Genomic DNA, 26,420 nt, shown 5'->3' with positions numbered 1-26,420 from the left:
TGAACGATACACTCCCCACCAAGGGATGTCGCGAAAACGAAACGGGCGCCCGCGTGTGGTCACTGGGGGTGGCCACACGCGGGCGCCGGGGGCGGGCGGACCTACCGGACATCCGGGACCGAACGGCGATCGACCGGCGCCGCGGCGATCGTCCGCTGTCCTGGCTCACAGGCTGCGGAGGTAGGTTGTGCGCCATGGTGCTGGAGAACGGTCCTGAAAGGACACCCGTCGTCGTCACCGGTGGCAGCGGCTTCATCGGCCGCGCGGCCGTACGCGAGCTGCGTGATCGCGGCTACCCCGTCACCGTCGTGGACCGGGTCCCGTACGTCACCGAAGACGAGGGCGTGCGCGTGGTCACCGGCGACCTGCGCGACGCGGAGACTCGCGAGGCCGCCGTCACCGCGGGTACGGGCGCCATCGTCCACCTCGCGGCGCTCACGTCGGTGCTGAAGTCGGTGGAGCTGCCCGACGACACGTTCACCGAGAACGTCGCCGTGACCCACGGGCTGCTGGAGCTCGCGCGCGAACGCGGGGTGCAGACCTTCGTGCTCGCCTCCACCAACGCGGTGATCGGCGACGTCGGCACATCGACCATCACCGTGGACCTGCCCACCCGGCCGCTCACTCCGTACGGGGCCACGAAAGCCGCGTGCGAGATGCTGCTGTCGGGCTACTCCGGCGCGTACGGCATGACGACGTGCGCCCTGCGATTCACCAACGTCTACGGCCCCGGCATGTCGCACAAGGACAGCTTCGTGCCGCGCATGATGCGCGCCGCGATGGCGGGCGAGGGCGTGCGCGTGTACGGCACGGGCGAGCAGCGCCGCGACCTCGTGCACGTGGACGACGTGGTGCGCGCCATCGCGCTGGCGCTGGAAAGCGGCTACAGCGGCCGGGCGATCGTCGGCGCCGGCCACTCCGTGTCGGTGCTGGAGATGGTGCAGACCGTGCGCGACGTGACGGGTGCCGAGCTGCCCGTCGAGCACGTGGCCGCGCCCAAGGGCGAGATGCCAGCGGTCGTCGTCGACGTGTCCGCCAGCGCCGGGACCATCGGCTTCACCCCGGCGATCTCGCTCGCCGACGGCCTCGCCACCGCCTGGAAGTACTTCTCGGAACTGGACCTGAAAGCGACCCCGTGAGCTTGTTCCTCCGCCGCCACGCCTTCCTGCTCGTCCTGCTCGTCCTCGGCACGACGCTGCGGGTGCTGACCTGGGTCGCGTACCGGCCGGCGATCATCTACATCGACACCTTCCGCTACCTCGACAACCTGCACGCGCTGCGGGCCGATCAGCTGAATCCGATCGGCTACGACCTGGTGCTGCGGCCGTTGCTCGCGATCGGCGGGCTGTCGTTCGTCGCCGCGCTGCAGCACCTGGGCGGGCTGGCGATCGCGGTGGGGATCTACCGGCTCGCGCTGCGCCTGGGCGCGCGCCGCTGGGTCGGCGCGCTGGCGACGGCGCCACTGCTGCTGGACGCCTACCAGCTGCAGATCGAGCAGAACATCATGTCCGAGGTCGTCTTCGAGGCGTTGCTGCTGGGTCTGCTGTGGCTGCTGCTGGCGAAGGGGAAGCCGAACTGGCGGCGGATCGCCCTGGCCGGTCTGGTCATCGGCTTCGCCGTGGTGGTGCGGCTGATCGGCGTCGTGCTCGCGGCGCCGTTCCTGCTGTACGTGCTGAGCGCGGGCAGCGCGTGGCGGTCGTGGCGCGGCTGGCGCAACGCCGGCGTCGGGCTGCTCGCGATCCTCGTCGTGCTCGTGCCGTACGCGGCGGAAGTCAAGGCGCAGACCGGAAAGTGGGGCTTGAGCGGTCCGTCCGGCAGCATGCTCTACGGGCGCACGGCCGCCGTCGCGGACTGCGCGAAGCTCGACCTCGACCCGACGCTGAAGGTGTTCTGCCCGACCGAGGACGTCTCCACCCGCCTCGTCGACAACTACACGCACGCCGACCTCGACCCCGCGTGGCCCGGCCCGCTGCCGCCCGGTGCGGACAAGACGGCGCTGGCGCACGAATTCTCGGTGCAGGTGCTCAAGGCGCAGTGGTGGGACGTCGCGAAGGCGATCCTCAGCGACTTCTCCAAGAGCTTCCGGTTCACCCGCGCCACCGCGATCAACGACGTGCCGGTGGACCGCTGGCAGTTCCAGCAGACCTATCCGTACTGGTCCGATCCCCCGGTGACCGCTTTCTACACGCAGCAGTACGACGGCGTGGATCCGAGCGTGAACGAGCCGATCGCCACGTTCCTGCGCGACTACCAGATCAACGGCGGGTTCGTGCCCGGCGCGGTGCTCGGGTTCTTCGCACTGCTGGGGCTGCTCACCTTGCTGCGCCGCAAGAAACCGCGGGACAAGGCCCGCAGCGGTGCGCTTTTCGCCGCCGGCACCGGGCTTTTCCTGCTGTTCGCGTCGGCGGTGTTCGAGTTCTCGTGGCGGTATCAGCTGCCCGCGCTCGTGCTGCTGCCCGTCGCGGGCGCACTGGGCTTCACCACACTCACGGCCGCGAGCCGTCGGCGCCTCGCCGCGTACCCGGACGCCGTGGACGTGGGCGCGGTCGCGGACTTCGACGACCGGCACCCGGGCGCGAAGCTGTCGGAGCTGACGGTGGTGATCGCCGCGTACAACGAGGCCGGCGGAATCGGCCAGGTGCTGGAGAAGATGCCCGACGAATGCCTCGGCCTGCCGGTCGACGTGCTCGTGGTCGTCGACGGCGGCAGCGACGACACGGCCGCCATCGCGGAGGACCACGGCGCGTACGTGTGCGTCGCGCCGACGAACCGGGGCCAGGGCGCGGCTTTGCGCCTCGGTTACCACCTCGCGGCCGAACGCGGCGCGCGCTACGTCGTGACGACCGACGGCGACGGCCAGTACGACAACAGCGAAATGGCGGAACTGGTCGCACCACTGCTCGACGACACCGCCGACTTCGTCACGGGATCGCGGCGGCTGGGCCACGAAGAGGCCGACAGCCGCATGCGCTGGCTCGGCGTGCGCGTGTTCGCGTGGCTGGCTTCGGCGCTGACGTGGCGGAAGATCACCGACACGTCCTTCGGGTTCCGGTCGATGCGCGCGGAGCTCGCGTGCGCGGTCCCGCTCAACGAGCCGCAGTACCAGTCTTCGGAACTGCTGCTGGGAGTCACCGCGCGCGGTGCCCGGGTGCTCGAACGGCCCATGAGCATGCGGCTGCGCAAGGCCGGCAAGAGCAAGAAGGGCGGCAGCGTCGTCTACGGCGCGAACTACGCGCGGGTCATGACGGGGACGTGGTGGCGGGGGTACGTGCTGCGCCGCGGGCGAACACGAAGCGGTCGAGCATCGTGAACTTCACCACGAAAACCAGAGCGTAGCTGAGCACGTACGCACCGTCGATCAAGATGACCCACCACGCGTGCGGCAGGTTCAGCGGCGCGAGCAGGTGACCGGTGAGCGTGGTGAGCCCGACGGAGGCGAGCCCGCCGATCGAGATGACGACGACGTAGGGCAGCAGCTCGCGCCCGACCTCCGGCCGGCCGCGCCGGCCCCAGACCCAGCGGCGGGTGAGGAAGAAGTTCAGCACCGCGCCCGCGGCGAACGCGAACGCGCTGGCCAGCCACGGAGCCCCGCCGATGGCGAGCACCGTGAGCAACGCCGCCTGGCTGAGCAAAGTCGCCGCGACCGAACTGGTGGCCGCGCGGAAGAACCTGCCGGCGAGGCGACGCAGGGGCCGGGGTGAATCCTCCGTTGTGCGAGGCTCCACCGGGTTGGTTACCGTCGTCATGTCCCCCAGTCTCCCCTCGGGCCGATCGGCCTGCCGTCCGGCCCCCCGACGCACAGTAGATTCACAGCTGTCTGCCAGGTGATCATCAGCACCTGGTCGATAGGTTCGGACGTGTTCAAGGCGTCATGTACAAAGAGGAATCAGCGTGCTTGTCGCGTAAACGATACGGAAAGGCTCTTCAATGCGAGTGCTGGTTCTCGGCGGTGACGGCTACCTCGGCTGGCCCACGGCATTGCACTTGTCGGACAAAGGCCACGAAGTGGCCGTTCTGGACAACTACGCCCGCCGCAAGTACGACGTGGAGCTCGAAGCCGAGAGTCTCGTCCCCATCGAAGACCTGCCCACGCGCATCGCGGCGTGGGAAGAGGTGTCGGGCAAGAAGATCGCTCTGTTCGAGGGCGACCTGTGCGACGCCGAGTTCACCTACTCGGCCGTGCGCGACTTCGCTCCCGACTCGATCGTCCACTTCGCCGAGCAGCGGTCCGCGCCGTACTCGATGATCGACCGCGAGCACGCCGTCTACACGCAGCAGAACAACGTCGTCGGCAACCTGAACGTGCTCTACGCGATCGCCGAGATCAACCCGGACATCCACCTGGTGAAGCTCGGCACGATGGGCGAGTACGGCACGCCCAACATCGACATCGAAGAAGGCTGGCTCGAGGTCGAGCACAACGGCCGCAAGGACCGCATGCTCTACCCGAAGAAGCCGGGCTCCTTCTACCACCTGTCGAAGGTGCACGACTCCCACAACATCGAGTTCGCGTGCCGCATCTGGGACCTGCGCGCGACCGACCTCAACCAGGGTGTGGTGTACGGCCAGCAGACGCCGCAGACCGCGCTCGACCCGCGCCTGGCGACCCGGTTCGACTACGACGCGGTGTTCGGCACCGTGCTGAACCGCTTCGTGATCCAGGCGGTGCTGGGCCAGCCGCTGACCGTCTACGGCAAGGGCGGCCAGACCCGCGGCCTGCTCGACATCCGCGACACCGTGGAGTGCATCCGGCTCGCCGTGGAGAACCCGGCCGACCGCGGGGAATTCCGCGTGTTCAACCAGATGACCGAGAGCTACTCGGTCGCCCAGATCGCGGAGATCGTGGCGAACACCTTCCCCGGCCCGGTCCAGATCGAGAACCTGGACAACCCGCGCGTGGAGCAGGCCGAGCACTACTACAACGTGAAGCACACCGGGCTCGTGGAGCTGGGTCTGCAGCCGCACCTGCTGTCCGACACGCTGATCGAGTCGTTGTTCGACATCGTCGGTTCGAACAAGCACCGCGTGAACGACGAGCGCATGCGCCCGACCGTGCGCTGGCGGGGTGCGGTCAAGTCCTGACCCCGTTCGCCGCGTTGGCACGCTGAAACGCCGGATCGCCGTTGCGCGGTCCGGCGTTTTTCGTCAGTAGGCGGGCCAGGGGCCGAGCGGGGGCAACGGTCCGGTGAGGCGCTCGCCGTCACCGCGGCCGGCGAGCCAGGCCGCCAGGTCGCGGATGGCTCCGGCGACCCCGTCACCCTCACCCCAGCGCTGCGGAACATCGGTGGCCGTCATGCTCGTGCCGGCCGGGATCCGTGTCCTCAGCAGATCAACGGCGTGGCAAGCGAAATCCACGTCCCAGTCGTCCGGACCGACGCCGATGTCCAGGTCCACAAGGTGGATCCAGACTTCGCGCCAGCGCGTGTACACCGCCGGAATGAAGGCTGGCCAGTCCTCGACGCGCTCCCACACGCGTTCGAGTGTTTTTGCGTGCGCGTCAACAGCGGTGCGGTGCTCGTCGGCGCTCCGGCAGGCGGTGGCCTCGATGATCGCGTCCCGCTCCCCCGCCGCCCACATCGCGACGGCTTCACCGCGCAGTGCGAATTCGACGACTCGCGCGCGGGCGCGCGCAGCGTCGGCGAGGTGAGCCAGTACGTGGCCGCGGGTCCAGCCGGGCAATCGCGAGGATTCTCGCACGGCAACGTCCGTGAGGTCGGTGAGCGCTGCGGCGAGGCGCCGGTGGGCGTCGGCGACGGCGTCGACAGGTGGGATCGTGGGGCCGGATCGTATCGGCAGCACATTTTGTCGGTCGCGGATGAGATGCTTCTCCGGTCAGCCCCTCACGGGGGTCGGAAACACGGAGCGGCAAGGGAAACGTGGCCGAACAGGTGGCAGCGCGCTGGAGTCCCGAGCAGGTCGCCGGGCTCGCGCCGGACCCGGCGTCGGCCAAGGCCGGGCGCGGGCTCGCGGTGCCGGCGAAGTGGTCGGGCGCCGGCGCTTCGGCGCGGGCGGTGTGGGGTTCGTGCAAGGGCAGTGGCGCGAAGCCGTACCGCACGGTGGTCGAGCTGGCGGGGCCGGCGTTCAAGTGCACGTGCCCGTCGCGGAAATTCCCGTGCAAGCACGCATTGGGGTTGCTGCTGCTGTGGTCGGCCGAGCAGGTGCCTTTCGCCGCCGAGGAGCCCGACGTCGCCACGTGGCTCGCGGAGCGTGAGGCGCGGGCATCGCGCGCCGAACGCAAGCCGGACGCGCCGAAGGACCTGGAAGCCGCGGCGAAACGCGCGCAGGAGCGGCTCGCGCGCGTGACCGCGGGCGCGGCCGAGTTGCGTGGCTGGCTGGCCGATCGCGTCGGGGCCGGTCTCGCGACCTTCGAGAGCAGTGGTTTCGCGGATGGCTCGGGTTCCGGCGGCGGCGCCGAGCAGCTGCGCGCGGTCGCCGCACGCATGATCGACGCCCAGGCCCCGGGTTTGGCGGGCGGTCTGCGTCGCGCGGCCGGGCTCGTCGGCCGCGGCCGCGACTGGCCGGGTGACCTGCTGGCCGAGCTGTCGCTGCTGTACGTGCTGGCCGGCGCGGCCCTTCGCCTGGACGAGCTGCCCGCGCCGCTGGCCGAAACCGTGCGCACCCGCCTGGGGTTCTCGGCGGGCACCGCGCAGGTGCTGGAGTCGGGCGAACGCGTCGCCGACCAGTGGCTCGTGACCGGCGCGGTCGACGACGAACAGGACAACCTCCGCACCCGCCGCACCTGGCTGCGCGGCCGGCACTCGGGGCGCGTCGCGTTGGTCCTGTCCTTCGCCCCGCCCGGCCGTCCGCTGGACAGCTCCCTGCCGCCCGGCTACGTCGTCCCCGGCGAGCTCGCCTTCCACCCGGGCGCCCTGCCGCTGCGCGCGCTCGTCGCGGACCGCACCGAGGCCGTCCCGACCCCGATCCCCCGCGGCGACACCGTCGCGGATGCCCTGGCCTCGTTCGCCGACACCCTCGCCGTCGACCCGTGGCTCGACCGCTGGCCCGTGCTCCTGTCCGACCTCACCCCCGCCCGCCACGCCGGCGGCTGGGCCCTGTCCGATGTGGACGGTGCCGCCCTGCCACTGCTGCCGGGCGTCGACCCGTGGCCCCTGCTCGCCCTCGCCGCGGAACACCCGGTGACCCTCGCGGCCGAACTCACCCCGGCCGGCCTGCGCCCCCTCACGTGCTGGCACCCGAACGGCGTGGTGCGCCTGTGACCCCGAACCCCAGGGAGACCCCGAAACCCTTGGAACCACAAGAAAACCTGCCCACACGACGCCGACGCCCGGTGCCGGGGACGCGGCCTTGTCGCCTCACGAACCCGGCCACGCCAAGACTTCGCCCGAACGCCCGCGCGCCGTTCCCGGCGCGATCGATCACCCACCCCGCGGCCGCGCGGTGGCGCGTGCGTCGGCTGGCTTCGGGGAACGGCGGGAAGGCCGAGGCGGTGATGGGCCGATGAAGGCGTGGGAAGACCTGGTCGGCACGGCTCTGCTGGGCACGCGCCGCCGGGGGCTGGACGTGAGTGGGTTGCCGGACGAGGTGCGGGAGGTTGCGGGCAAGGCCGGGGACCAGGCCGACGCCGTGCTCGTCACGGCGGCGCTGCTCACCAACTACCGCCGGGCGGGCCGGTTGCCCGTGGCGAACGCGCACCGCGAAGAGCCGGCCAAGCCCGACGGCCGGAGGTTCGTGCCGCCGCTCGCGCGGGAGCGGCTGGCGCGGTTGCTGCACGCGAACCGGCCCGAGCTGCTCGAGGAGTGGCTGCAGACGGCGGCCGAACGGGGGTTCCGGGTGGCCCCGGAGCTGGTGCCGGCGCTGGCGGACGCGGCGCGGGCGCGGGTGTCGTTGCGGGCGCCGCTCGCGGAGGTGGCGGGGCCGGTCGGGGCGTGGCTGGGTGCGCGCAACACCGACTGGGCATTCCTGGTCGCCGAGGTCGAGGACGACAGCGACGACGCGTGGCAGTTCGGCACTCCCGCGCGGCGCCAGGCATGGTTCGAACGAGCGCTCGCGCAGGATCCCGCGGCGGCGCGCGCGGCGCTCACCGCGACGTGGCGCACGGAGCCCGCCGACCTGCGCGTGGTGTTCCTCGCCTTGCTGGGCCGCCACCTCACGCAGGAAGACGAGCCGTTCCTCGACGCGGCCCTCGCCGACCGCGCGGCGGCGGTGCGCGACACCGCCGTGCGGCTGCTCGGCGGGCTGCCCGGCACCGGGCTCGGCAAGCGGATGGCGGCGCGGCTGCGGGAGTGCGTCACCGTGCGCAGCCGATCGCTGCGGGCCGACGTCCTGCAGGTCACGCTGCCGGGGCCGGACGACTCGCTAGTGCGCGACGGCGTCCGCGTGCCCCACGGGCCCGGGCAGGACACCGCGCGGCTGCGGGCGATCATCGCCGCCACTCCCCTGGAGTTCTGGGCGGAGTTCGGCACGCCGGGCGACCTCGTGGGCATGCTCGTCGAAGGTTGCCCGCTCGCCGTGGTGCGCGAAAGCTGGGCCACGGCGGCGATCCGGCAACGCGACGAAGCGTGGGCACAGGCGCTCGTCGAAGCCGAACCGGGCGGCCGGGCGACGGCGGCGCTCGTCGGGGTGCTGGCGCCGGAGAAGCAGGCCGCCACCGTCGCGAAGCTGGCGCGCGGCCTGCAGGTCGAAGCGCTCACGAGGCTGATCCTCGACCTGCCGCAACCGTGGCCCGAGGAGCTGGGCCGGGTGCTGCTCGACTGGGTCGCCGCGCAGCAGGACCACCGGCTCGTGGCCCACGCCGCCGCGCTCATCGCCAAGGCCGTGCCGCCGGCGTGCCTGCGCCACCGGCTGTCCCTGATCCCCCAGCCCGGCGAAGCCGCCCCGTGGCGGCGGGCCGTGGCCGAAACGCTGACTTTCCGCCGCGAAATGCACGAGGAGCTCTCATGACGTCCGCGGTCCTCCGGCCCCACGCCGAGCAGGAGTACGCCGGTGAACTGGCCGCGCTGGCCGCGGCCGACGACCGCACGAAGCCGCCGTCGTGGCTGCTGTCGCCGTGGGCCGTGGTCACGTACCTGCTGGGCGGCACGCTGCCCGACGGCACCGAGATCAGCCCGAAGTACGTCGGCCCGCGCCGGCTGATCGAGGTCGCCGTCGCGACGCTCGCCACCGATCGCGCCCTGCTGCTGCTCGGCGTGCCGGGCACGGCCAAGACCTGGGTGTCGGAGCACCTCGCCGCCGCCATCAGCGGCGACTCCACGCTGCTCGTGCAGGGCACGGCGGGCACGGCCGAAGAGCAGATCCGCTACGGCTGGAACTACGCCCGCCTGATCGCCGAGGGCCCGAGCGAGCAGGCGCTGGTGGAAAGCCCCATCCTGCGCGCGATGCGCGACGGCAAGGTGGCCCGGCTCGAGGAGCTCACCCGCATCCCGGCCGACGTGCAGGACTCGCTGATCACCGTCCTGTCGGAGAAAACCCTGCCCGTGCCCGAGCTGGGCACCGAGGTGCAGGCGCGCCCCGGCTTCACGCTCGTGGCCACCGCGAACAACCGCGACAAAGGCGTGAACGAGCTGTCGAGCGCGTTGCGCCGCCGGTTCAACACCGTCGTGCTGCCGCTGCCGGACACCGCCGAGGCCGAGGTGGAGATCGTCACCCGCCGGGTCGCGCAGCTGGGCGCCTCGCTCGCCCTGCCGGCCGAAGCCGCCGAGCTGACCGAGATCCGCCGCGTAGTCACGGTGTTCCGCGAGCTGCGCGCCGGCCGCACCGAAGACGGGCGCACGGCGGTCAAGACCCCGTCGGGCACGTTGTCGACGGCCGAGGCGATCAGCGTCCTCACCGGTGGCCTCGCGCTCGCCGCGCACTTCGGCGACGGCGTGCTGCGGGCGCAGGACGTCGCGGCCGGCATCCACGGCGCCGTGGTGAAGGACCCGGTCGCCGACCGCGCGATCTGGATCGAGTACCTCGAGACCGTGGTCCGCGAACGCGACGGCTGGGCCGACTTCTACCGCGCGGGGCAGGAGATCAGCGGATGACCACGCACCTGCTCGGGATCCGGCACCACGGGCCGGGTTCGGCTCGGGCGGTGGCCTCGAGGCTCGCCGAGCTGGAGCCCGACGTGGTGCTCATCGAGGGCCCGCCCGAAGCCGACCAGCTCGTGGACCTGGCGGCCGACGAGGACATGCGGCCGCCCGTCGCGCTGCTCGCATACGCGGCCGACGACGTGTCGCGCGCGGCGTTCTGGCCGTTCGCGGTGTTCAGCCCCGAGTGGCAGGCCCTGCGCTACGCCGCGGAAGCCGGGGTGCCGGTGCGGTTCTGCGACCTGCCGGCCGCGCACCAGTTCGCGCTCGGCGACGAGGACCGCGTGCCGCGCGGCGACCCGCTCGCCGAGCTGGCCGCCGCGGGCGGGTACGACGACCCCGAGCGCTGGTGGGACGACGTCGTGGAATCGCGGCGCGGCGGGGAGTCGCCGTTCGAGGTGATCGCGGAGGCGATGACCGCGCTGCGTGAGGACGATCGCCCGCCGGACCTCCACGAGCAGCGCCGCGAGGCGTACATGCGCGGCGTGCTGCGCAAGACACGCAAGGAAGGCTTCGAGCGCATCGCCGTGGTGTGCGGTGCGTGGCACGTGCCGGCGCTGGCCGATCCGCTGCCTCCGGCGAGCCGTGACCAGACCGTCCTCAAAGGACTGCCCAAGCGCAAGGTCGTCTGCACGTGGGTGCCGTGGACCCACGGCCGGCTCGCCACGGCGAGCGGCTACGGCGCGGGCGTGCGCTCGCCCGGCTGGTACCACCACCTGTTCACCACGGCCGACGACGTCACCGCCCGCTGGCTCACCGCCGTCGCCGGGGTGCTGCGCGAGGAGGACCTGCCGGTCTCGACGGCGCACGTGATCGAGGCGGTGCGGCTGGCCGAAACGCTGGCCGCGCTGCGCGGCCGGTCCTCGGCGGGGCTGGCGGAAGTCGACGCCGCCACGCGCTCGGTGCTGTGCTCGGGCGACGACGTGCAGGCCGACCTCGTCACGCGCAAGCTCGTCGTCGGCGAACGCCTCGGCGAAGTCCCCGAAACCGTGCCGCAGGCTCCGCTCGCCGCCGACCTGATCGCGACCGCGCGCCGGCTGCGGCTCAAGCGCGAGCCGACCGCGCGCGAGCTCGACCTCGACCTGCGCACGCCCGGCGGCCTCGACCGCTCACGGCTGCTGCACCGGCTGCGCCTGCTCGACATCCCTTGGGGCAGCCCGGAAATATCGGCGACGCGCAGCAAGGGCACCTTCCGCGAGACGTGGACGCTGTGCTGGGAGCCGGGCTTCGAGGTCGACCTGGTCGCCGCCGCCGTCCACGGCACCACGGTCGCCTCGGCGGCCTCGGCCCGCGTACGCGAGGCCATGGCAGGCAAGCCGCCGCTCGCCGACATCACCACGGCTGTCGAGGGCTGCCTGCTGGGCGGCCTCGGCGACGCGCTGCCGGAGGTGCTGACCGCGCTCGACGCCCGCGCGGCTGCCGACACCGACGTCGCCGACCTGATGACCTCGCTGCCCCCGCTGGCCCGCTCCACCCGCTACGGCGACGTCCGCGGCACGGACACCGCGCAGCTGCGGGAGGTCGCGGACCGCCTGCTCACCCGCGTGTGCGCCGGGCTGCCGCCGGCCGTTCACGGCATCGACGACGACGCGGCCCGGAAGTTCTGCGACCTGGTCGACAACGTCCACGAAGCCACCACGCTCCTCGGCGACGCGGCGCGCGACCGCTGGCTCACCGCCCTGCGCAAGCTCGCCGGCCGCGACTCCCTGCCGCCGCTGCTGGCCGGGCGCGTCGTGCGGCTGCTGCACGACGCCGACCTGTTCGACAGTGCGGAAGTCGAGCTGCGCCTGGGCCGCGCGCTCACCCCGGGTGTCGAGCCGGCCGCGGGTGCGGCGTACGTCGAGGGCTTCTTCGCGGGCGGCGCGCTCCTGCTGGTCCACGACGAGCGCATGCTGCGAGTCGTCGACACCTGGCTGGGCACCATCCCGTCCGACGTGTTCACCGAAGTGCTTCCCTTGCTGCGCCGCACTTTCGGCGCCTTCGCCGGCCCGGAGAAACGCGCCATCGGCGAACGCGCGGCCGGCCTCTCCGGCGGCGCCCCCGCGGCCCGCTCCGTCGCCGACGAGCTGGACGAGATCCGTGCCCGCAGTGCCCTGCCCGTGCTCGCGACCCTTCTCGGAGCGGCGTCATGACCACCCCGGACCCCGACCGCCTGCGCCGCTGGCGCCTCGTGCTCGGCGGCGGCGCGGACGGCACCGGCCGCTCACTGTCCGAAGAGGACAGTGGCCTCGACGCCGTGCTCGCGGCCCTCTACGACCGACGCGAGGAGTCCGTCCGCTCGGGCGACCGCCGCGGCGCGACCCTGAACTCCTCGGCGCCGCGCGTCGCCCGCTGGCTCGGCGACATCCGGCGGTACTTCCCGGGTTCGGTCGTGCAGGTGATGCAGCGCGACGCCGTCGACCGCCTCGGGCTCACCCGCATGCTCATGGAGCCCGAACTGCTGAGCGCGGTCGAGCCCGACGTGCACCTGGTCGGCACGCTGCTGTCGCTCAACGGCGTGCTGCCCGAGGAGACGAAGGAGACGGCGCGCTCGGTCGTGCGCACGGTCGTGGCCGAGCTCGAGGAACGGCTGGCCGAGCCCACCCGCGCGGCGATCCGGGGCGCGCTCGACCGGGCCGCCCACACGCAGCGCCCGCGCGCCGCGGACATCGACTGGGCCCGCACCGTGCGCACGAACCTGAAGCACTACTCCCCCGAGCTGAAGACCATCGTGCCCGAGCGGCTGGTCGGCTTCGGCCGGCGGCAGCACAGCGTGCAGCGCGAGGTGATCCTGGCCGTGGACCAGTCGGGGTCGATGGCGGAGTCGGTGGTCTACTCGGGCCTGTTCGGCGCCGTACTCGCCTCGATGCGGGCGCTGAGCACGAAGTTCGTCGCGTTCGACACGGCCGTGGTGGACCTCACCGAGCACCTCGACGACCCCGTGGAGCTCCTCTTCGGCACCCAGCTCGGCGGCGGCACCGACATCAACCGCGCCATCACCTACTGCCAGGGCCTCGTCGAGCGTCCCGAGCAGACGCTGCTGGTGCTCATCAGCGACCTCTACGAGGGCGGCGTACGCGACGAGCTGCTGCGCCGCGTCGGCGAGCTGGTCGGCTCGGGCGTGCAGGTCGTGACCCTGCTGGCACTCTCGGACTCCGGCGCGCCGTTCTACGACCACGAGAACGCCGCCGCCCTGGCCGAGCTCGGCGTGCCGGCCTTCGCGTGCACCCCGGACCTGTTCCCGGAGCTGATGGCCGCGGCCCTGCGCCGCGAGGACCTCGGCCGCTGGGTGAGCGCCGCCACCGCGAGCGGGGATTAAACCGACCGGTCATCTGGTTGGAGAAGACAGAACGAGACTTCGAAGAGAGGACGGGTAGCCATGAAGGTTCGCGCGTCGGTCAGGTCGCTGGCTCGCCAGCAGGGGGCGCAGGTCATCCGCAGGCACGGCAAGGTCCTCGTGATCAACCGTGACAACCCGCGGAACAAGGCTCGCCAGGGCTGAGCTGCACAGCGTCGGGCGCCATCCACCTCAGGTGGGTGGCGCCCCTTTTTTGTGCTCGGCCGCGGCCTCAGGCCGGCGCCGGGATGCGTTCGTCCGCCCGGCGGAAGGCCATGACGCCGTCGTCGAGCCGGTTGAGGCGCATGTCGGCCAGGTCCAGCAGGTAGTTCTGGCGCATCACCCACGGGCGGCGCCCGCCCTGTTTCGGCAGGGCCGGAGTGGCCCGTTTGATGTAGCCCGACATCAGGTCGACGACCGGGCGCAGGCCCGTGGTCGGGGCGCGGCCCGGGTCCGGGGCGCACGCGACGTAGCCGTGGCGGTCCATGTGCGAGATCAGCCGGCAGACGTACTGCGAGGCCAGGTCGGCGCGCAGCGTCCACGAGTTGTTGGTGTAGCCCACGCACCACGCCAGGTTGGGGATGCCGCCGAACATCATGCCCTTGTAGACGAGTTGCTCGCCCGGGTTGATTTCGCGGCCGTCGACGGTCAGCGCGACCTGCCCGAACGCGACCATCCGCAGGCCGGTCGCGGTGACGATGATGTCGGCGGGCAGCTCGCGGCCGGACTCAAGCCGGATGCCGTCCGGGGTGAAGCGGCTGATGTGGTCGGTGACCACGTCTGTCTTGCCGCTGCGCAGCGCGCGGAACAGGTCGGCGTCGGGCACCAGGCACAGGCGCTGGTCCCACGGGTTGTAGTCGGGCACGAAGTGCGGGTCGACGGGGATGGACGGCGGCAGCTGCTTCGCGACGCCGTCGCGCAAGACCGCGGCCGCGCGCTCGGGCAGGCGGCGCATGAGCTGGAAGAACAGCGTGCCCATCACCACGTTCTTGCCGCGCACCAGCCGGTGCGCCAGGTTCTCCGGCAGTACGGCCCGCAGGCGGTCGGCGAGCGCGTCGGCTCCGGGGCGCGCGACGACGTAGCTCGGCGAGCGCTGCAGCATGGTCACCGAAGCCGCTTCGGGCGCCAACGCCGGCACCAGCGTCACGGCGGTGGCGCCGCTGCCGATCACCACCACGTTCTTGCCCGCGTAGTCCAGGTCCGCGGGCCAGTGCTGCGGGTGCACGATCTCGCCGGCGAAGTCCTCGCGACCGGGGAAGTCGACGACGTGGCCGCTGTCGTAGCTGTAGTAGCCGCTGCACAGGTACAGGAACGAGCACGTGTACGTGACCGTCGAGCCGTCGTGCTCGGCCTCCACCGTCCAGCGGGCCTCGGCCGAGGACCACGAAGCGGACACCACGCGGTGCCCGAAGCGGATGTGGCGCTCGACGCCGTAGGCCTCGGCCGTGGCGCGGATGTAGCCGAGGATCGAGGGCCCGTCGGCGATGGCCTTCGGGTCCTTCCACGGCCGGAACGGGTAACCGAGCGTGAACATGTCCGAGTCGGACCGGATGCCCGGGTAGCGGAAGAGGTCCCAGGTCCCGCCGATCGAGTCGCGGGCCTCCAGGATCGCGTACGTCTTGCCGGGGGTCCGAAGCTGGAGGCGGCACGCCGCCCCGATCCCGGACAACCCCGCACCCACCACGAGGACGTCGACGTGCGTGGCGATCGTGATCACTCTCCCCGGCTCGAGTGTGTTCCCGAGATCGTACCGTCGGAATGCGCTTTTCCGCCGGGCACGGGCAGAACGAGATTCGGAAGTGGGGCCCTGCCGGGCCGGGCGGGGAATCACCGGCCCGGCAGGGAAACCTGGGGTCAGCGCGGCAGGTGCACCACCTGGGTCGCGCCGAAGGTGCCCTTCAACGGGACCTCCACGGTCTGGCGCCGCACCGTCACCCTCACGCTGTCCTGCGACTGCGTCGGATCCGAGACGGCGAGCTGCCAGCCCGAGCCGCTGCGTCCCAGGGCCACCGAAGCCGGACCTGAGACAGTCACCTCATCTACAGTATCCGCCTTGTAGAAGTTCGCGAGGAGTGTGTTGTCCCACAGCCGAATCGCCTGAACGGCGGCTGTGTTCGCCCGCACTCGCCATGCCAGCACCGAAGCGACGGTGCTCACCACCGAAGCCGCGGGCAACACCGCGTACGCGTACTTCGCGTCCGACGGCTTCACTCCGTGCTCGATCACCAGCTTCTGGTAACGCCGCGTGTACGGATCGGTTGTGCCCTTGGTGTTCGCGCCCGTGTCGATGTCGCGCCACGCACCGGTGCGGTCCTCGCGCAGCGCGGTCACCTCGGCCTTGTCGAGCAGCACGTAGCCGGCGACGTTCCCGGCGGCACCGTCGAGGTGCAACCAGCGCGGGTTGCGCAGCGACGTCGTGCGCCCCGGCGCGGACGACACGAGCCGTGCGTCGGCCAGCAGCGTGCCCCGGCCGTTCTCCCCCAGGCTGCGGTTCTCGATGGTGGTCCGCACCTGCTGCCCCGACGTGTCGGTGATTCCCGCGCCGAGGCAGACGACGCCCGCCGGGGTGAAGAACCACGACTTCTTCGCGGTGAGCGTGCCGTCGAGCGACACGAAGTCCATCGCGTACGCGCCGTGGCGCGCGTCCCAGCGCACGCCGCCGACGTGGGCCTTCGTCGACATCGGCGTGGACTGCAGCGCGCCCGTCGGTCCGGCTTTGGTGGTGGCGCCCGGCAGCAGCAGCGGGTCGACGGTCGGCCAGTAGGCGTCGGAGTAGTGGCCCTTGGCGTTCGGCAGGAACAGGTAGAGCACGCCGTCGCCGACGTACCAGCCGTGCTGGTTCATGCCGTTGATCGACTCGTAGCGCGAGATCCGGGTGGACCCCACCGCGAGCGAGCTCGACCAGCCTTCGGTCACGTGCAGCATCCGGTCCTGCTGGCCGAAGATCCGGTGCGTCGCCGTGATCGGCGTCGGCCGCACGTGGGTCGCGAGCATCTCCTGCGCGAACTCGATGCCCGGCGTCGCCACGAGATCCGGGCCGGGCGCGAACCGCTCCGGGTCGGGGATCTCCAGGAACGGCGCGTAGGTGCCTTCGGAGATCCACTTCGCCGCGAGGCCCGACAGCTCGGCTTTGGCCGCACCGGTGGCCGCGCGCGCCAGCACGAGCGTGGCGACGGTGAGCTGGTGCCCGATGTCGTGGCCGGTCTCGCCCTGGCGCGAGAGCATCCGCCCGCGCACAGGCTCCATCAGCGCGCCCGCGTAGACGAACGGGGCGAAGGTGTCGGGCACGAGCGCGTAGATCTTCTGCTTGAGATCCTCGGGCAGTGCGTACTCGGTGCCCTCGGTCACATGGATCGCGCCGGAGAGCGCGGTCAGCAGCACGATGCCGTAGTGCCCGGGGTACGGGATGGTGTCGTGCTGGATGAACGAGCCGTCCACGTGGAAGCCGTCGCTGCCGGCCTTGTCCAGTTTGGCCACGAGGCTCGCCGCGCCGCCGCCGGCGACGTCGGTGAGTGCGTCGATGCCCGTCTTGATCCACGCGGTGTCGCCGATGAGCGCGCCGGAGACGATGGAGATCAGGGCCTTGTCGGCGCGGTTGGCGCCGGTCTCGACCGTGCCCGGGCTGTTGGCCCGCACGTTGGGGTTGCCCACGAACCGCTTGATCGGGCTGACGTAGCGCGCGAGCTCGTCGGCCGTCAGCTCGTCGGCGACCGTGACGAGGGTGTGCAGTACGTAGTACGGCACGCCGATTTCGTAGGTGTACCAGTTGCCGATCTCGCCGACCTGCGGGTTGTACTGGCTGGCGTAGATCAGCTCGAGCGCCTTCTTGATGCGGTCGAGCACCTGCGGGTCGCCCGAGAGCGTGCCGCCCGGCGTACCCCAGTCGACGGCGATGGCGCGCAGCCGCGCGTACATCGACGTGGTGTAGTCGCTGCCCGGTCCGAGCGGCAGGTCGGTCCACAGTGGACCGCCGGTGACGGTCATCGTGTCGTTGTAGGCCTTCGCGACGCGGCCGAGGTTCTTCAGCGCGGCCGTGCGCTCCGGTGACGGCCGGTTGATCCCAGTCTGCAGCTCGCGGTAGCCGGCCACGATCGCTTTCAGCGGATCCGTGGCCGCACCGTTCGCGGCGGGCACGGAACCCGCCGCGACGGCGCCCGCGGCAAGAGCGGGGTGCGCGGCGGCGGTCAGGGCCACCGAGGCGGCCGCGACGGCGCCGCCGCGCAGGGCAGTTCTCCGGTTTACGGGCATGACAATGCCTCCCAGGATCAAGACGTCCTTGGCTTGCGGGATTTTCGGGGACCTCGAAGGGGAATTCAGTTGTGGTGACGCCGCGGAAAACTCAGGCGGGAAAACCGGTCAGCGCGCTCCGTCCGTGCGCCGCGGCAGCTGCCACGGGTTGTCCTCCTGCAGCGGCTCGGGCAGCAGCGCGTCGGGGAAGCCCTGCCACGCGACCGGGCGCAGGAACCGCTCGATGGCGGCGGTGCCGACCGACGTGCTGGTGGGCGCGGTGGTGGCCGGGTACGGGCCGCCGTGCTGCTGCGCCCAGCTCACCGTGACGCCGGTGGGCCAGTCGTTCCACAGCAGCCGCCCGGCCAAACGGGTCAGCGCGGGCAGCAGCGGGCGGACGTAGTCGGCCTCGTCGGCTTCGCCCTGCACCGTCGCGGTCAGGCCCGGCTCCAGCGTGTCGAGCACGCCGATGAGCTCGTCGGCGTCGCTGTAGGTGACGATGAGCGACGCGGGACCGAAGTGCTCCTCGCGCACCGCTTCGCCGCCGGCCAGGAACTCCTTGGCCGTGGTCGAGAGCAGGCTCGGGGTGAACGACTCGCCCTGATGCGTGCCGTCGACCACCGTGGTCACGCCCGGCGCCTGGCGCAGCTCGGAGAGCTTGTGCGCGAAGCCCTGCGCGATGCGCTCGTTGAGCATCGGCTGGCCCGCGACGGCGCCGACGGCTTCGCGCAGCACGTCGTCGAGACCGTGGCCCTCCGGCAGGAACAACAGGCCCGGCTTCGTGCAGAACTGGCCGGCCCCGAGGCTGAACGACCCCGCGTACGCCTTCGCCACGGCCTCGCCGCGCTGGGCGACCGCGCCCGGCGTGACGACGACCGGGTTCACGCTGCCGAGCTCGCCGTAGAACGGGATCGGCGTGGGCCGCGAGACGGCGATGTCGAACAGCGCGCGCCCACCCGGCACGGAGCCGGTGAACGACGCGGCCTGGACGCGCGGGTCCTTGAGCGCGGTCACGCCCTGCTCGAACCCGTGGATCACGGCGAACACACCCGCGGGCGCCCCGGCGGCGGCGAGCGCGCCGACGACGATCTCGCCCGTGCGCGTGGACAGCTCCTCGTGGCCCGGGTGCGCCTTGAGGATCACCGGGCAGCCCGCGGCCAGCGCGGACGCCGTGTCGCCACCCGCGACGCTGAACGCGAACGGGAAGTTGCTGGCCGCGAACACCAGCGTCGGGCCGATCGGCACGAGCACCCGGCGGATGTCGGGGCGCGGGCCCATGGGCCATTCGGCGTCGGCGTGGTCGACGGTGGCCCCGAGGAACGCGCCGTCGCGCAGGACCTGGCCGAACAGCCGCAGCTGGAACGTGGTGCGGGCGAGCTCGCCCTTCAGGCGCGGCGCGGCGGGCAGGTGGGTCTCGGTGTGGGCGAGGGCGATCAGCTCCTCGGCTTCGGCGTCAAGAGCGTCGGCGGCGGCTTCGAGCCAGCGGGCGCGCTCGGCGGGCGTGCTCGCCGCGAACGGGCGGGCGGCCGCGGCCGCGGCGGCGAGGGTGCGCTCGAGCTCCGGTGCGGAGGTTTCTCGGCTCATGGTGGAACGTGTCTCCTCGGTGGATCGCTCAGGGTCGGGCACGGTTTCAGGGCAGGCTGTGTGCGGCCGCCGTGGCCGCGTGCAGGTCCGGCCACCGGCCGGGACCCGCCAAGCCCAGATGGTAGAGGTGCAGCTCGGCCGCGCCGGCCTTGCCGAGCTCGGTCACGTACGCGTCGATGTCGGGCACGGGGCTCGCTGCGACGGCGGTGATGTAGCTGCCCACCGCGACGTTCTCGGGCAGCGCCCGGCGGGCCGCGGCCACGGCGTCGACGCTGCCCTGGCCCGGCGCCCAGTTCTGCAGCACGACCACGGCGGCGTCGCCGGCCGCGGTCGGCGTGAGGCCCGGCAGCGCGCCGGTGACCCACGGGTCGAGCGCGCCGTGCAGCACGATCCGCGTGCCCGGCGCCAGCTCGGCGAGCACCGCGGCGCGCAACGCGTCGGTGGCGCGCTGACGTCCGGCGAGCACGATGTCCTTGAGCGCGGCCGGCAGCCGGTCCGCGGTCACGGTGAGGTCGGCCGTGTCGAGCAGCCTGCGGACCTCCGTGCGCAGTGTCTCGCGCACCTCGGCGGCGTCGAGACCGGTCCAGCCCTCGCCGCACGCGGTGCAGCAGCAGATCGACAGCAGCCGCGCCACGCCCGGCGCCCACACGCCGTCGGTCTTCTCGTGCTGGTGCTGGTGCACCGCGCCGAGCGGGCCGCACGCCTCCAGGATCACCGACGAGAGCTCCAGGCCCGCCACGGCCTCGGCCGTCAGTGTCGCGGCGTACTCGCGCACGGCGGGCTGAGCCGGGCACAGCGCCCACGGATAGGAGTCGCCGAAGCAGTTCTGCACGGTGTACTGCGGAAAAGCCGTGCCCAGCTGCGAGTTGTGCGTGAGCACGATCCAGGCGGCGGCGGGAATCCCGGCGGCGTTGAGCAGGCGCACGGCGTCGCCGCCGCTGTCGGGCCGCGCGACCCAGTCCGGAGTGGACGGACGCAGCTCCCGGCCCTGCCACGCTTCGTCGCGCACGGGCCGGTAGCTCGCCGCCGTGCGCGCGATCACCGAGGTGCGCTCGGCGGAGTACGGCGTGGCGGCCCGGGCGCTGTGGTAGGTCAGCGCCACGGCGACCTCGTCCACCTCCAGGTCCTGCACGCGCTCCACGAAGCCGGGATCGCCGAGGACGTCCCAGGAGTAGGCGTATCCGGTCACCTTCACGGGATCACCACCGGGCCGCGTTGGGGGCGAAGTCCGGTACGTAGGAGCGCATGTAGGTCACGTCGTCCCGTTTCGTCAGTCCACATCGGACGTAGTCCTCGTGCGCGCGGGCCAGCGCGTCCTGATCCAGCTCGATGCCCAGCCCCGGCTTGTCCGGCACCGCCACCGCGCCCTCGATGAAATCCAGTACCCCGGGCACGATCACGTCGGTGGTCTTCCACGGCCAGTGCGTGTCACACGCGTAGGTCAGGTGCGGCGTCGCCGCGGCCACGTGGACCATCGCGGCCAGGCTGATGCCGAGGTGGCTGTTGGAGTGCATCGACAGCCCGACCCCGAAGGTCTCGCACAGGACCGACAGCGCCTGGGTGTCGCGCATCCCGCCCCAGAAGTGGTGGTCCGACAGGAGAACCCCGATCGCGCGGGCGCGGAACGCGGGCTCGATGTCGCCGAAGTTGACCACGCACATGTTGGTGGCCAACGGCATGCTCGCCTCGGCGGCGACCCGGGCCATGCCCTCGATGCCCGGCGTCGGGTCTTCGAGGTACTCCAGCACGCCGTCGAGCTCCCGGGCCACGCGGATGCTCGTTTCGACGGTCCACGCGGCGTTCGGGTCGATCCGCAACGGGTGCCCGGGAAACGCCTCGGCCAACGCGCGGATGCCCTCGATCTCCTGGTCCGGCTCGAACACGCCGCCCTTGAGCTTGATCGAGCGGAATCCGTACTGCTCGACCATCCGCTGCGCTTCGCCGACGAGCGTTTCCGGCGTGACCACCTCGCCCCAGGAATCCGCCTCGGCCCCGACGTGCGCGCCGTACTTGTAGAAGAGGTACGCGGAGAAATCCACGGCGTCGCGAGCCTTGCCGCCCAGCAGATCGACCACCGGACGCCCCAGCACCTGCCCCTGCGCGTCCAGACACGCGACCTCGAACAGCGAATACACACTGGCGATCGTCTTGCGGATGGAGAACCCGCCGATCAGCCCGTGCTCGTCCGTCAGCACCGTCCCGGCCAGTACGCGCGTCACGATCTGCTTCAACCCCGGCAGGTCGAACACGTCGTGCCCGGCCAGCTCCGGCACGACCTTGCGCACCTCACCCAGAAACGCCGCGTCGCCGTAGGACTCGCCCAGGCCGACGACCCCGTCGTCGCACACCACCTGCACGACGCTGCGCAACGCGAACGGCTCGTGCACCCCCATCACGTTCAGCAGCGGCGGATCCGCGAACGCGACGGGCGTGAGCACCACATCCCGGATCTTCATCGGCCCTCGATCCCCTTGAGCACCTCGAACCCGCGCTCGACGATCCCGCCGAGCCGGTCGATCTGCTCGGTCGTCGGCTCCACCAGCGGCGGCCGGACCGTGCCGACCTTGTCCCCGCGCAACCGCGCCGCGGCCTTGACCAGCGACACCGCGAAGCCCGGCGTCTCGTCGCGCAACGCCACCAGCGGCAGGTAGAACCCGGCCAGCAACGTGTCCATCACCTCGGTGTCGCCCTCGGCCAGCGCACGGTGGAAGCGGTGCGCGATCTCCGGCGCGAAGCAGTGCACCGCCGAGGAATACCGCGCCACGCCGATCGCCGCGTACGCCTTCGCGGAGACCTCCGCCGTCGGCAACCCGTTGAAGAACAGGAAATCCGCGGACCGCTGCGTGCCCAGCGACCGGATGGTGGTGACGATGCGCGTCATCACCTCCGCGTCGCCGTACCCGTCCTTGAGCCCGACGATCGACGGGATGTCGAGCAGCCGCGCCGCCGACGGCGCCGTGAACACCCCGGTGCTGCGGTGGTACACGATCACCGGCACCGACGTGCCGCCCACGGCGAACCGCACGAAATCGACCAGCCCCGCCTGCGGCCCGGACACCAGGTACGGCGGCAGCAGCAGCACCCCGTCGGCGCCACCGGCCTGCGCCGCGGCCACGCCCGCGCGCGCGGCGGCCGCACCGCCACCCGCCCCGACCCACACCGGCACGCGCCCGGCCACGACTTCGCGCGCCCGCGCCAGCAGCGCCGCGACCTCGTCGGGCGACAGCGAGGAGAACTCGCCCGTGCCGCAGGCGACGAACAACGCCCCCGCGCCGGCGGCCACGTGGCTCTCCACGTTCTCCGCGAACCCGTCGAGGTTCACCTCGAGGTCCTCGGTGAACGGCGTCAGCGGGAACGCCAGCAGGCCGTCCAGCTCGATCTTGGGCTGTGCCATCAGTTTCTGCTCTTTCCGTCCTCGTCGGGGCGTCCGGGTGGCGTGCCCGGTCACGGGTTCGACGATCCCACCGCCGCCGTCTGATCGCTCGAGACCGCCCCGGTGTTCACATTCTTGAATGGAGTCTGTTATGCTGATTATGTTCATCCATAAGAATGCTGTTCGGGACGCTAATATGGCCGGAGTCACAAGTCAACGGCCCGGTTGGAGGACGCACATGGCGCAGAAGCCGGCCACCGCGGAGCGGATCGCGACGCCCGGTGCGGAGAGCGCGGGCGTGAAGTCCGCGCGGCGCGCCATCGACCTCATCGAGACGTTCGCGGCCAACGACGTGTGGCTGTCGCTCTCGGACCTGCACGCGCGCACCGGCTTCCCGCGCTCCAGCCTCCACGGCCTGCTGCGCACGCTGCTGGAAGCCGGCTGGCTCGAAGCCGACGCGAACACCGCGCGCTACCGCCTCGGCGTGCGCGCGCTGATCTGCGGCACCGCCTACCTCGACCGCGACGCGATCGTCCCGTTCGCCACCGAGGCGCTGGAGCGCATCCGCGAGAAGACCGGGTTCACCGCGCACTTCGCGCGCCGCAACGGCACCGAGGTCGTGTACCTCGAGACCCGCGAGTCGCAGCACTCGACGCACCTCGTCTCGCGCGTCGGCCGCACGCTGCCCACCCACGCCACGGCGCTGGGCAAGGCGCTGCTCGCCGAGCTGACGCACGACGAGATCGAAGAGCTGATGCCGGCGAAGCTCCCGCCGCTCACCCCGCACACCATCACCACTCGCGAGCAGCTCCACGCCGACCTCGCGCGCACCCGTGAAGTCGGCTACGCCGCCGAGATCGAGGAAGGCACGCTCGGCGTCCGCTGCGTCGCCGCCGTGATCCCCTACCGCATCCCCGGCACCGACGCGATGAGCTGCTCGATGCCGGTCGGCCAGGTCACCGACGCCGACGTGCAGCGCGTCGGCGAACTCCTGGCCGAGACGACCGCCGAGCTCGGGCAGCAGCTGCGCCGGGCCGGCATCCGCTGACCGCCGCCATTCCCCTGTTGCGAAGCGTTTCGAGAGGAACCCCATGGCAGACCAGCGCGTGCTGATCACCGGATCGGCAGGCATCGTCGGCACCCTGATGCGCCCGCGGCTGCGCAAGCCCGGCCGGGTGCTGCGGCTGCTCGACCTGGCCGAGCAGGCCCCGGCCGAGACCGGTGAGGCCGTCGAGATCGTGACCGGCTCGGTCACCGACCGCGAGGCGATGGCGGCGGCCTGCGCCGGTGCCGACGCCCTGATCCACCTCGGCGGCCACAGCCGCGAGAACACGTGGGAAGCCACGCTCGACGTCAACATCAACGGCACCCACACCGTGCTCGAAGCCGCCCGCGAAGCCGGGATCAAGCGGGTGATCCTCGCGTCGAGCAACCACGCCGTGGGCTTCCGCCGCAACGCCGACGCCGGTACCGCCGGGCTGCCTGCGGACTCGAGCCCGCGCCCCGACACCTACTACGGCGTGAGCAAGGCGGCCATCGAGTCGCTGGGCAGCCTGTACGCGTCGCGGTTCGCGATGGACGTGATCGTGATCCGCATCGGCTCGTGCTTCGAGACACCGCTGCCGCTCGGCCCGCGCGGCCTGACCACCTGGCTCTCCCCCGACGACGGCGCGCGCCTGTTCGAGGCCTGCCTCAGCGCACCCTCTCCCGGCTACCGCCTGGTCTGGGGCGTCTCGGACAACACCCGCCGCGTCTACTCGCTCGCCGAGGCCGAAGCGCTGGGCTACAAGTCCCTCGACAACGCCGAGACCTACGCCGACCAGCTCGCCGGCAAGCCCGCCCCGACGGGCGCTGCCGCCGAGTTCGTGGGCGGCCCGTTCTGCACCGCACCGCTCGGGCAGTTCAACCCGCTCTGAGCCGGCTCGCTCGGCTGGGCTGTCCCAGCCGAGCGTTCGGCCGGGGAGGCCGGTGCTGTTCGGGAAGTACGAACCGCTCCGCCACGGACCGGCCGGGTCGCGGAAGCAGACGCGGTGGCGAGGGCCAGGCCGAACGCAGCGTGGTCGTGGACGTGCGCGCTTTCGGGCGCGGCCGGCGGGCGTCGGCATGAGCCCCGGCGTCACCGACTGAACCTGCACAAGCCACCCACGTCAGGCCCGCTCGGCAGCCGACCTCCGCGGCCCCAGCGGCCCGCGCACCGCCCGGATACGGACCTCCCGCGCATCCCCGAACCGGGGTGTCGCGACCGGTCCGAGAGCCCGAGCCGCCCGTGAAGGCCCGCCGACCTGCCCGGCGGGCCTTCACGCGTCCGGCGGAGCCGCGCGGGCGCCTACACTCGTGGTGTTCGGAGACGGCGTGACAAGGAGGGCGCGGGTGGGTGAGCTTTCGGCCGCCGACACCAACGGCATCCTCGCGCTGCCCTGGATCCGGCCCGAACGCACCAGCGCCGGTCTCGGCTGGGAGCACCTCTACCTGTCGAAGCAGCACGAGCGGCCCCACCGCGGCCTGTTCGGGGCCGCGCCGACCCACCAGCTGATCCTGCACCTCGCCGGGCCCGTGACGGTCCGCCGGCGGGTCGGTACGCCCCGCGAGCAGAGCCGGCGCGTGCCGGCCGGTGGGCTGTTCCTGCAGCCCTCGCACGCGGACCTGTCCGTGGAGCTGGGCGGGGAGCTCGACACGCTGCACGTGTACGTCGCCGACTCGGCCGTGCAGGAGGCCGCGGGCACCGACACGCCGATCCGGCTCTCGGAGGAGCTCGGCACCGTCGACCCGCTGCTGGAGCAGCTCCTGCTCTCGCTCGACGGCGTGGTCCGCGACTGGGAGCCGAGCGCCCGCACGTACGCCGACCAGCTGTGCGCCCTCGTGGCCACGCACCTCGCCCGCCGCCACCGGGCCGGGGGCACCGCCGCCGAACCGGCCCCGGCGGCGCCCGCCGCGTTGTCGGACCGGCAGTTCGGCCGCGTGCGCGACCTGATGACCGAGCGGCTCGCGGAACCCCTGGGGCTGCCGGAGCTCGCGGCCGTGACCGGGCTGAGCGTGAGCCGGTTCGCCCGCCGCTTCAAGGCCCGCACCGGCCTGCCCCCGCACCAGTACCTGCTGAAGCTGCGCGTCGAGCAGGCCCGGCTGCTGCTGCGCACGTCCAGCGACCCGATCGCCGACATCGCGGCGGGCTGCGGCTTCTCACACCAGGAGCACCTCACGCGGGTGCTGCGCACGCAGCTCGGTACCACTCCGGCCGCCCTGCGGCGCGAGGGATAAGCACCCCTCCGGGTGACGCGCGCGTTTCGTGCTGCCTGTGCGGCAGGAACGTGCAGGAAACCGGGCGGCGACATCCGGATACTCGAGGCACCCGCGTGGAAGGACCAACGATGTTCAGCTACACCGCGAACCCGGCCCGGGTCGTCTTCGGCAGCGGCACCCTCGCCTCGCTGCCCGACGAGGTGCGCCGCCTCGGCGCCACCCGCGTCCTGCTGCTGGGCAGCCCGCCGCTGGCCGGGCCTGCGGACCGCGTCGCCGACTCGCTCGGCCCGCTGCTCGCCGCCCGCTTCGACGAGGCCGCGATGCACACCCCCGTGGACGTGACCGAGCGCGCGCTCAAGGTCGTGACCGAGAACGACGTCGACTGCGTCCTCGCCATCGGCGGCGGCTCGACGACCGGTCTGGCCAAGGCGATCGCGTTGCGCACGGATCTGCCGCAGATCATCGTGCCCACCACCTACGCCGGCTCCGAGATGACCCCGGTGCTCGGCGAGACCGCCGACGGACGCAAAACCACGCAAACCACACCCAAGGTGCTGCCTGAGGTCGTCGTCTACGACGTCGACCTCACCCTGAAACTGCCGGTCCAGGTGTCACTCACCAGCGGCGTCAACGCCATGGCCCACGCCGTCGAGGC

The 26,420-nt window shown here is 72.1% G+C and carries 21 protein-coding genes; 13 read left to right on the top strand and 8 right to left on the bottom strand.

Translation table 11 applies throughout. The annotated features are described in order from the left end of the window. Positions 1 to 194 precede the first annotated feature (194 nt). Both AB0878_RS29820 and AB0878_RS29815 read left to right on the top strand, forming a co-directional pair. Positions 195 to 1,139, top strand: a complete 945-nt coding sequence (locus tag AB0878_RS29820) for an NAD(P)-dependent oxidoreductase (RefSeq protein ID WP_220241873.1) — start codon at positions 195 to 197, stop codon at positions 1,137 to 1,139. Beyond that, positions 1,136 to 3,310, top strand: coding sequence for a glycosyltransferase family 2 protein (locus AB0878_RS29815; protein WP_366583537.1), 2,175 nt, complete (start codon positions 1,136 to 1,138; stop codon positions 3,308 to 3,310). Before AB0878_RS29820 ends, AB0878_RS29815 begins: the two co-directional genes overlap by 4 nt. Here AB0878_RS29815 and AB0878_RS29810 read toward each other — a convergent pair. Next, the gene (locus AB0878_RS29810; protein ID WP_366583536.1) at positions 3,240 to 3,746 is read right to left on the bottom strand and encodes a GtrA family protein; all 507 of its coding nucleotides are present in this window, start codon (positions 3,744 to 3,746) and stop codon (positions 3,240 to 3,242) included. The genes AB0878_RS29815 and AB0878_RS29810 overlap by 71 nt on opposite strands. 181 nt (positions 3,747 to 3,927) lie before the next feature. Here AB0878_RS29810 and AB0878_RS29805 point away from each other — a divergent pair, with 181 nt between their 5' ends. After that, positions 3,928 to 5,082: an NAD-dependent epimerase/dehydratase family protein gene (locus AB0878_RS29805; protein ID WP_366583535.1), complete on the top strand. Its 1,155-nt coding sequence runs from the start codon at positions 3,928 to 3,930 to the stop codon at positions 5,080 to 5,082. Positions 5,083 to 5,145: 63 nt separating this feature from the next. On the opposite strand, the gene AB0878_RS29800 is transcribed toward AB0878_RS29805, so the two are convergent. Further along, complete coding sequence (locus AB0878_RS29800; protein WP_366583534.1) at positions 5,146 to 5,799, bottom strand: maleylpyruvate isomerase family mycothiol-dependent enzyme; 654 nt, start codon at positions 5,797 to 5,799, stop codon at positions 5,146 to 5,148. A gap of 77 nt (positions 5,800 to 5,876) precedes the next feature. On the opposite strand from AB0878_RS29800, the gene AB0878_RS29795 reads away from it, so the two are divergent. The 6 genes from AB0878_RS29795 (at position 5,877) to rpmJ (ending at position 13,509) form a co-directional block, all read left to right on the top strand. After that, positions 5,877 to 7,217, top strand: a complete 1,341-nt coding sequence (locus tag AB0878_RS29795; protein WP_366583533.1) for an SWIM zinc finger family protein — start codon at positions 5,877 to 5,879, stop codon at positions 7,215 to 7,217. 241 nt (positions 7,218 to 7,458) lie between these two features. After that, positions 7,459 to 8,901 (top strand): DUF5691 domain-containing protein, encoded by a 1,443-nt coding sequence (locus AB0878_RS29790; RefSeq protein ID WP_366583532.1) that lies wholly within the window; start codon positions 7,459 to 7,461, stop codon positions 8,899 to 8,901. Then, on the top strand, positions 8,898 to 9,983 hold the full coding sequence (locus tag AB0878_RS29785; protein WP_366583531.1) for an AAA family ATPase: 1,086 nt from the start codon (positions 8,898 to 8,900) through the stop codon (positions 9,981 to 9,983). The genes AB0878_RS29790 and AB0878_RS29785 overlap by 4 nt, the downstream gene beginning before the upstream one ends. Further along, complete coding sequence (locus tag AB0878_RS29780; RefSeq protein ID WP_366583530.1) at positions 9,980 to 12,160, top strand: DUF5682 family protein; 2,181 nt, start codon at positions 9,980 to 9,982, stop codon at positions 12,158 to 12,160. Before AB0878_RS29785 ends, AB0878_RS29780 begins: the two co-directional genes overlap by 4 nt. Then, on the top strand, positions 12,157 to 13,326 hold the full coding sequence (locus AB0878_RS29775) for a VWA domain-containing protein (RefSeq protein WP_366583529.1): 1,170 nt from the start codon (positions 12,157 to 12,159) through the stop codon (positions 13,324 to 13,326). The genes AB0878_RS29780 and AB0878_RS29775 overlap by 4 nt, the downstream gene beginning before the upstream one ends. A gap of 60 nt (positions 13,327 to 13,386) precedes the next feature. After that, the gene (gene rpmJ / locus AB0878_RS29770; RefSeq protein WP_326836634.1) at positions 13,387 to 13,509 is read left to right on the top strand and encodes a 50S ribosomal protein L36; all 123 of its coding nucleotides are present in this window, start codon (positions 13,387 to 13,389) and stop codon (positions 13,507 to 13,509) included. 67 nt (positions 13,510 to 13,576) lie between these two features. Here rpmJ and AB0878_RS29765 read toward each other — a convergent pair whose 3' ends face one another. From AB0878_RS29765 to AB0878_RS29740, 6 genes are all read right to left on the bottom strand, one after another. Then, positions 13,577 to 15,052, bottom strand: a complete 1,476-nt coding sequence (locus AB0878_RS29765; RefSeq protein WP_366583685.1) for an NAD(P)/FAD-dependent oxidoreductase — start codon at positions 15,050 to 15,052, stop codon at positions 13,577 to 13,579. 146 nt (positions 15,053 to 15,198) lie between these two features. Beyond that, positions 15,199 to 17,592: a polysaccharide lyase 8 family protein gene (locus AB0878_RS29760; RefSeq protein ID WP_366583528.1), complete on the bottom strand. Its 2,394-nt coding sequence runs from the start codon at positions 17,590 to 17,592 to the stop codon at positions 15,199 to 15,201. 108 nt (positions 17,593 to 17,700) lie between these two features. Continuing rightward, positions 17,701 to 19,197, bottom strand: coding sequence for an aldehyde dehydrogenase (NADP(+)) (locus AB0878_RS29755; protein WP_366583527.1), 1,497 nt, complete (start codon positions 19,195 to 19,197; stop codon positions 17,701 to 17,703). A 4-nt stretch (positions 19,198 to 19,201) separates the two neighbouring features. Then, the gene (locus AB0878_RS29750; RefSeq protein WP_366583526.1) at positions 19,202 to 20,350 is read right to left on the bottom strand and encodes a hypothetical protein; all 1,149 of its coding nucleotides are present in this window, start codon (positions 20,348 to 20,350) and stop codon (positions 19,202 to 19,204) included. A gap of 4 nt (positions 20,351 to 20,354) precedes the next feature. Then, entirely contained in the window at positions 20,355 to 21,611 is a 1,257-nt protein-coding gene (locus AB0878_RS29745) for a glucarate dehydratase family protein (protein ID WP_366583525.1), read from the bottom strand. Beyond that, positions 21,608 to 22,549: a 5-dehydro-4-deoxyglucarate dehydratase gene (locus AB0878_RS29740; RefSeq protein ID WP_366583524.1), complete on the bottom strand. Its 942-nt coding sequence runs from the start codon at positions 22,547 to 22,549 to the stop codon at positions 21,608 to 21,610. Before AB0878_RS29740 ends, AB0878_RS29745 begins: the two co-directional genes overlap by 4 nt. A 217-nt stretch (positions 22,550 to 22,766) precedes the next feature. Between AB0878_RS29740 and AB0878_RS29735 the strand changes: the two genes are divergently transcribed. The 4 genes from AB0878_RS29735 to AB0878_RS29720 form a co-directional block, all read left to right on the top strand. Further along, positions 22,767 to 23,576 (top strand): IclR family transcriptional regulator, encoded by an 810-nt coding sequence (locus AB0878_RS29735; protein ID WP_220241887.1) that lies wholly within the window; start codon positions 22,767 to 22,769, stop codon positions 23,574 to 23,576. A gap of 43 nt (positions 23,577 to 23,619) precedes the next feature. Then, positions 23,620 to 24,444: an NAD(P)-dependent oxidoreductase gene (locus tag AB0878_RS29730; protein WP_366583523.1), complete on the top strand. Its 825-nt coding sequence runs from the start codon at positions 23,620 to 23,622 to the stop codon at positions 24,442 to 24,444. A 454-nt stretch (positions 24,445 to 24,898) separates the two neighbouring features. Then, positions 24,899 to 25,783 (top strand): AraC family transcriptional regulator, encoded by an 885-nt coding sequence (locus AB0878_RS29725; protein WP_366583522.1) that lies wholly within the window; start codon positions 24,899 to 24,901, stop codon positions 25,781 to 25,783. Between the two features lie 110 nt (positions 25,784 to 25,893). Continuing rightward, positions 25,894 to 26,420: iron-containing alcohol dehydrogenase (locus AB0878_RS29720; RefSeq protein WP_366583521.1), on the top strand; the 527-nt coding region annotated here is incomplete at its 3' end.

The sequence above is a fragment of the Amycolatopsis sp. NPDC047767 genome (genome assembly GCF_040704195.1).
Classification (GTDB): domain Bacteria; phylum Actinomycetota; class Actinomycetes; order Mycobacteriales; family Pseudonocardiaceae; genus Amycolatopsis.
Note: the sequence above shows the minus strand (reverse complement) of the source record. Positions and strands in the feature narration are given on the sequence as shown.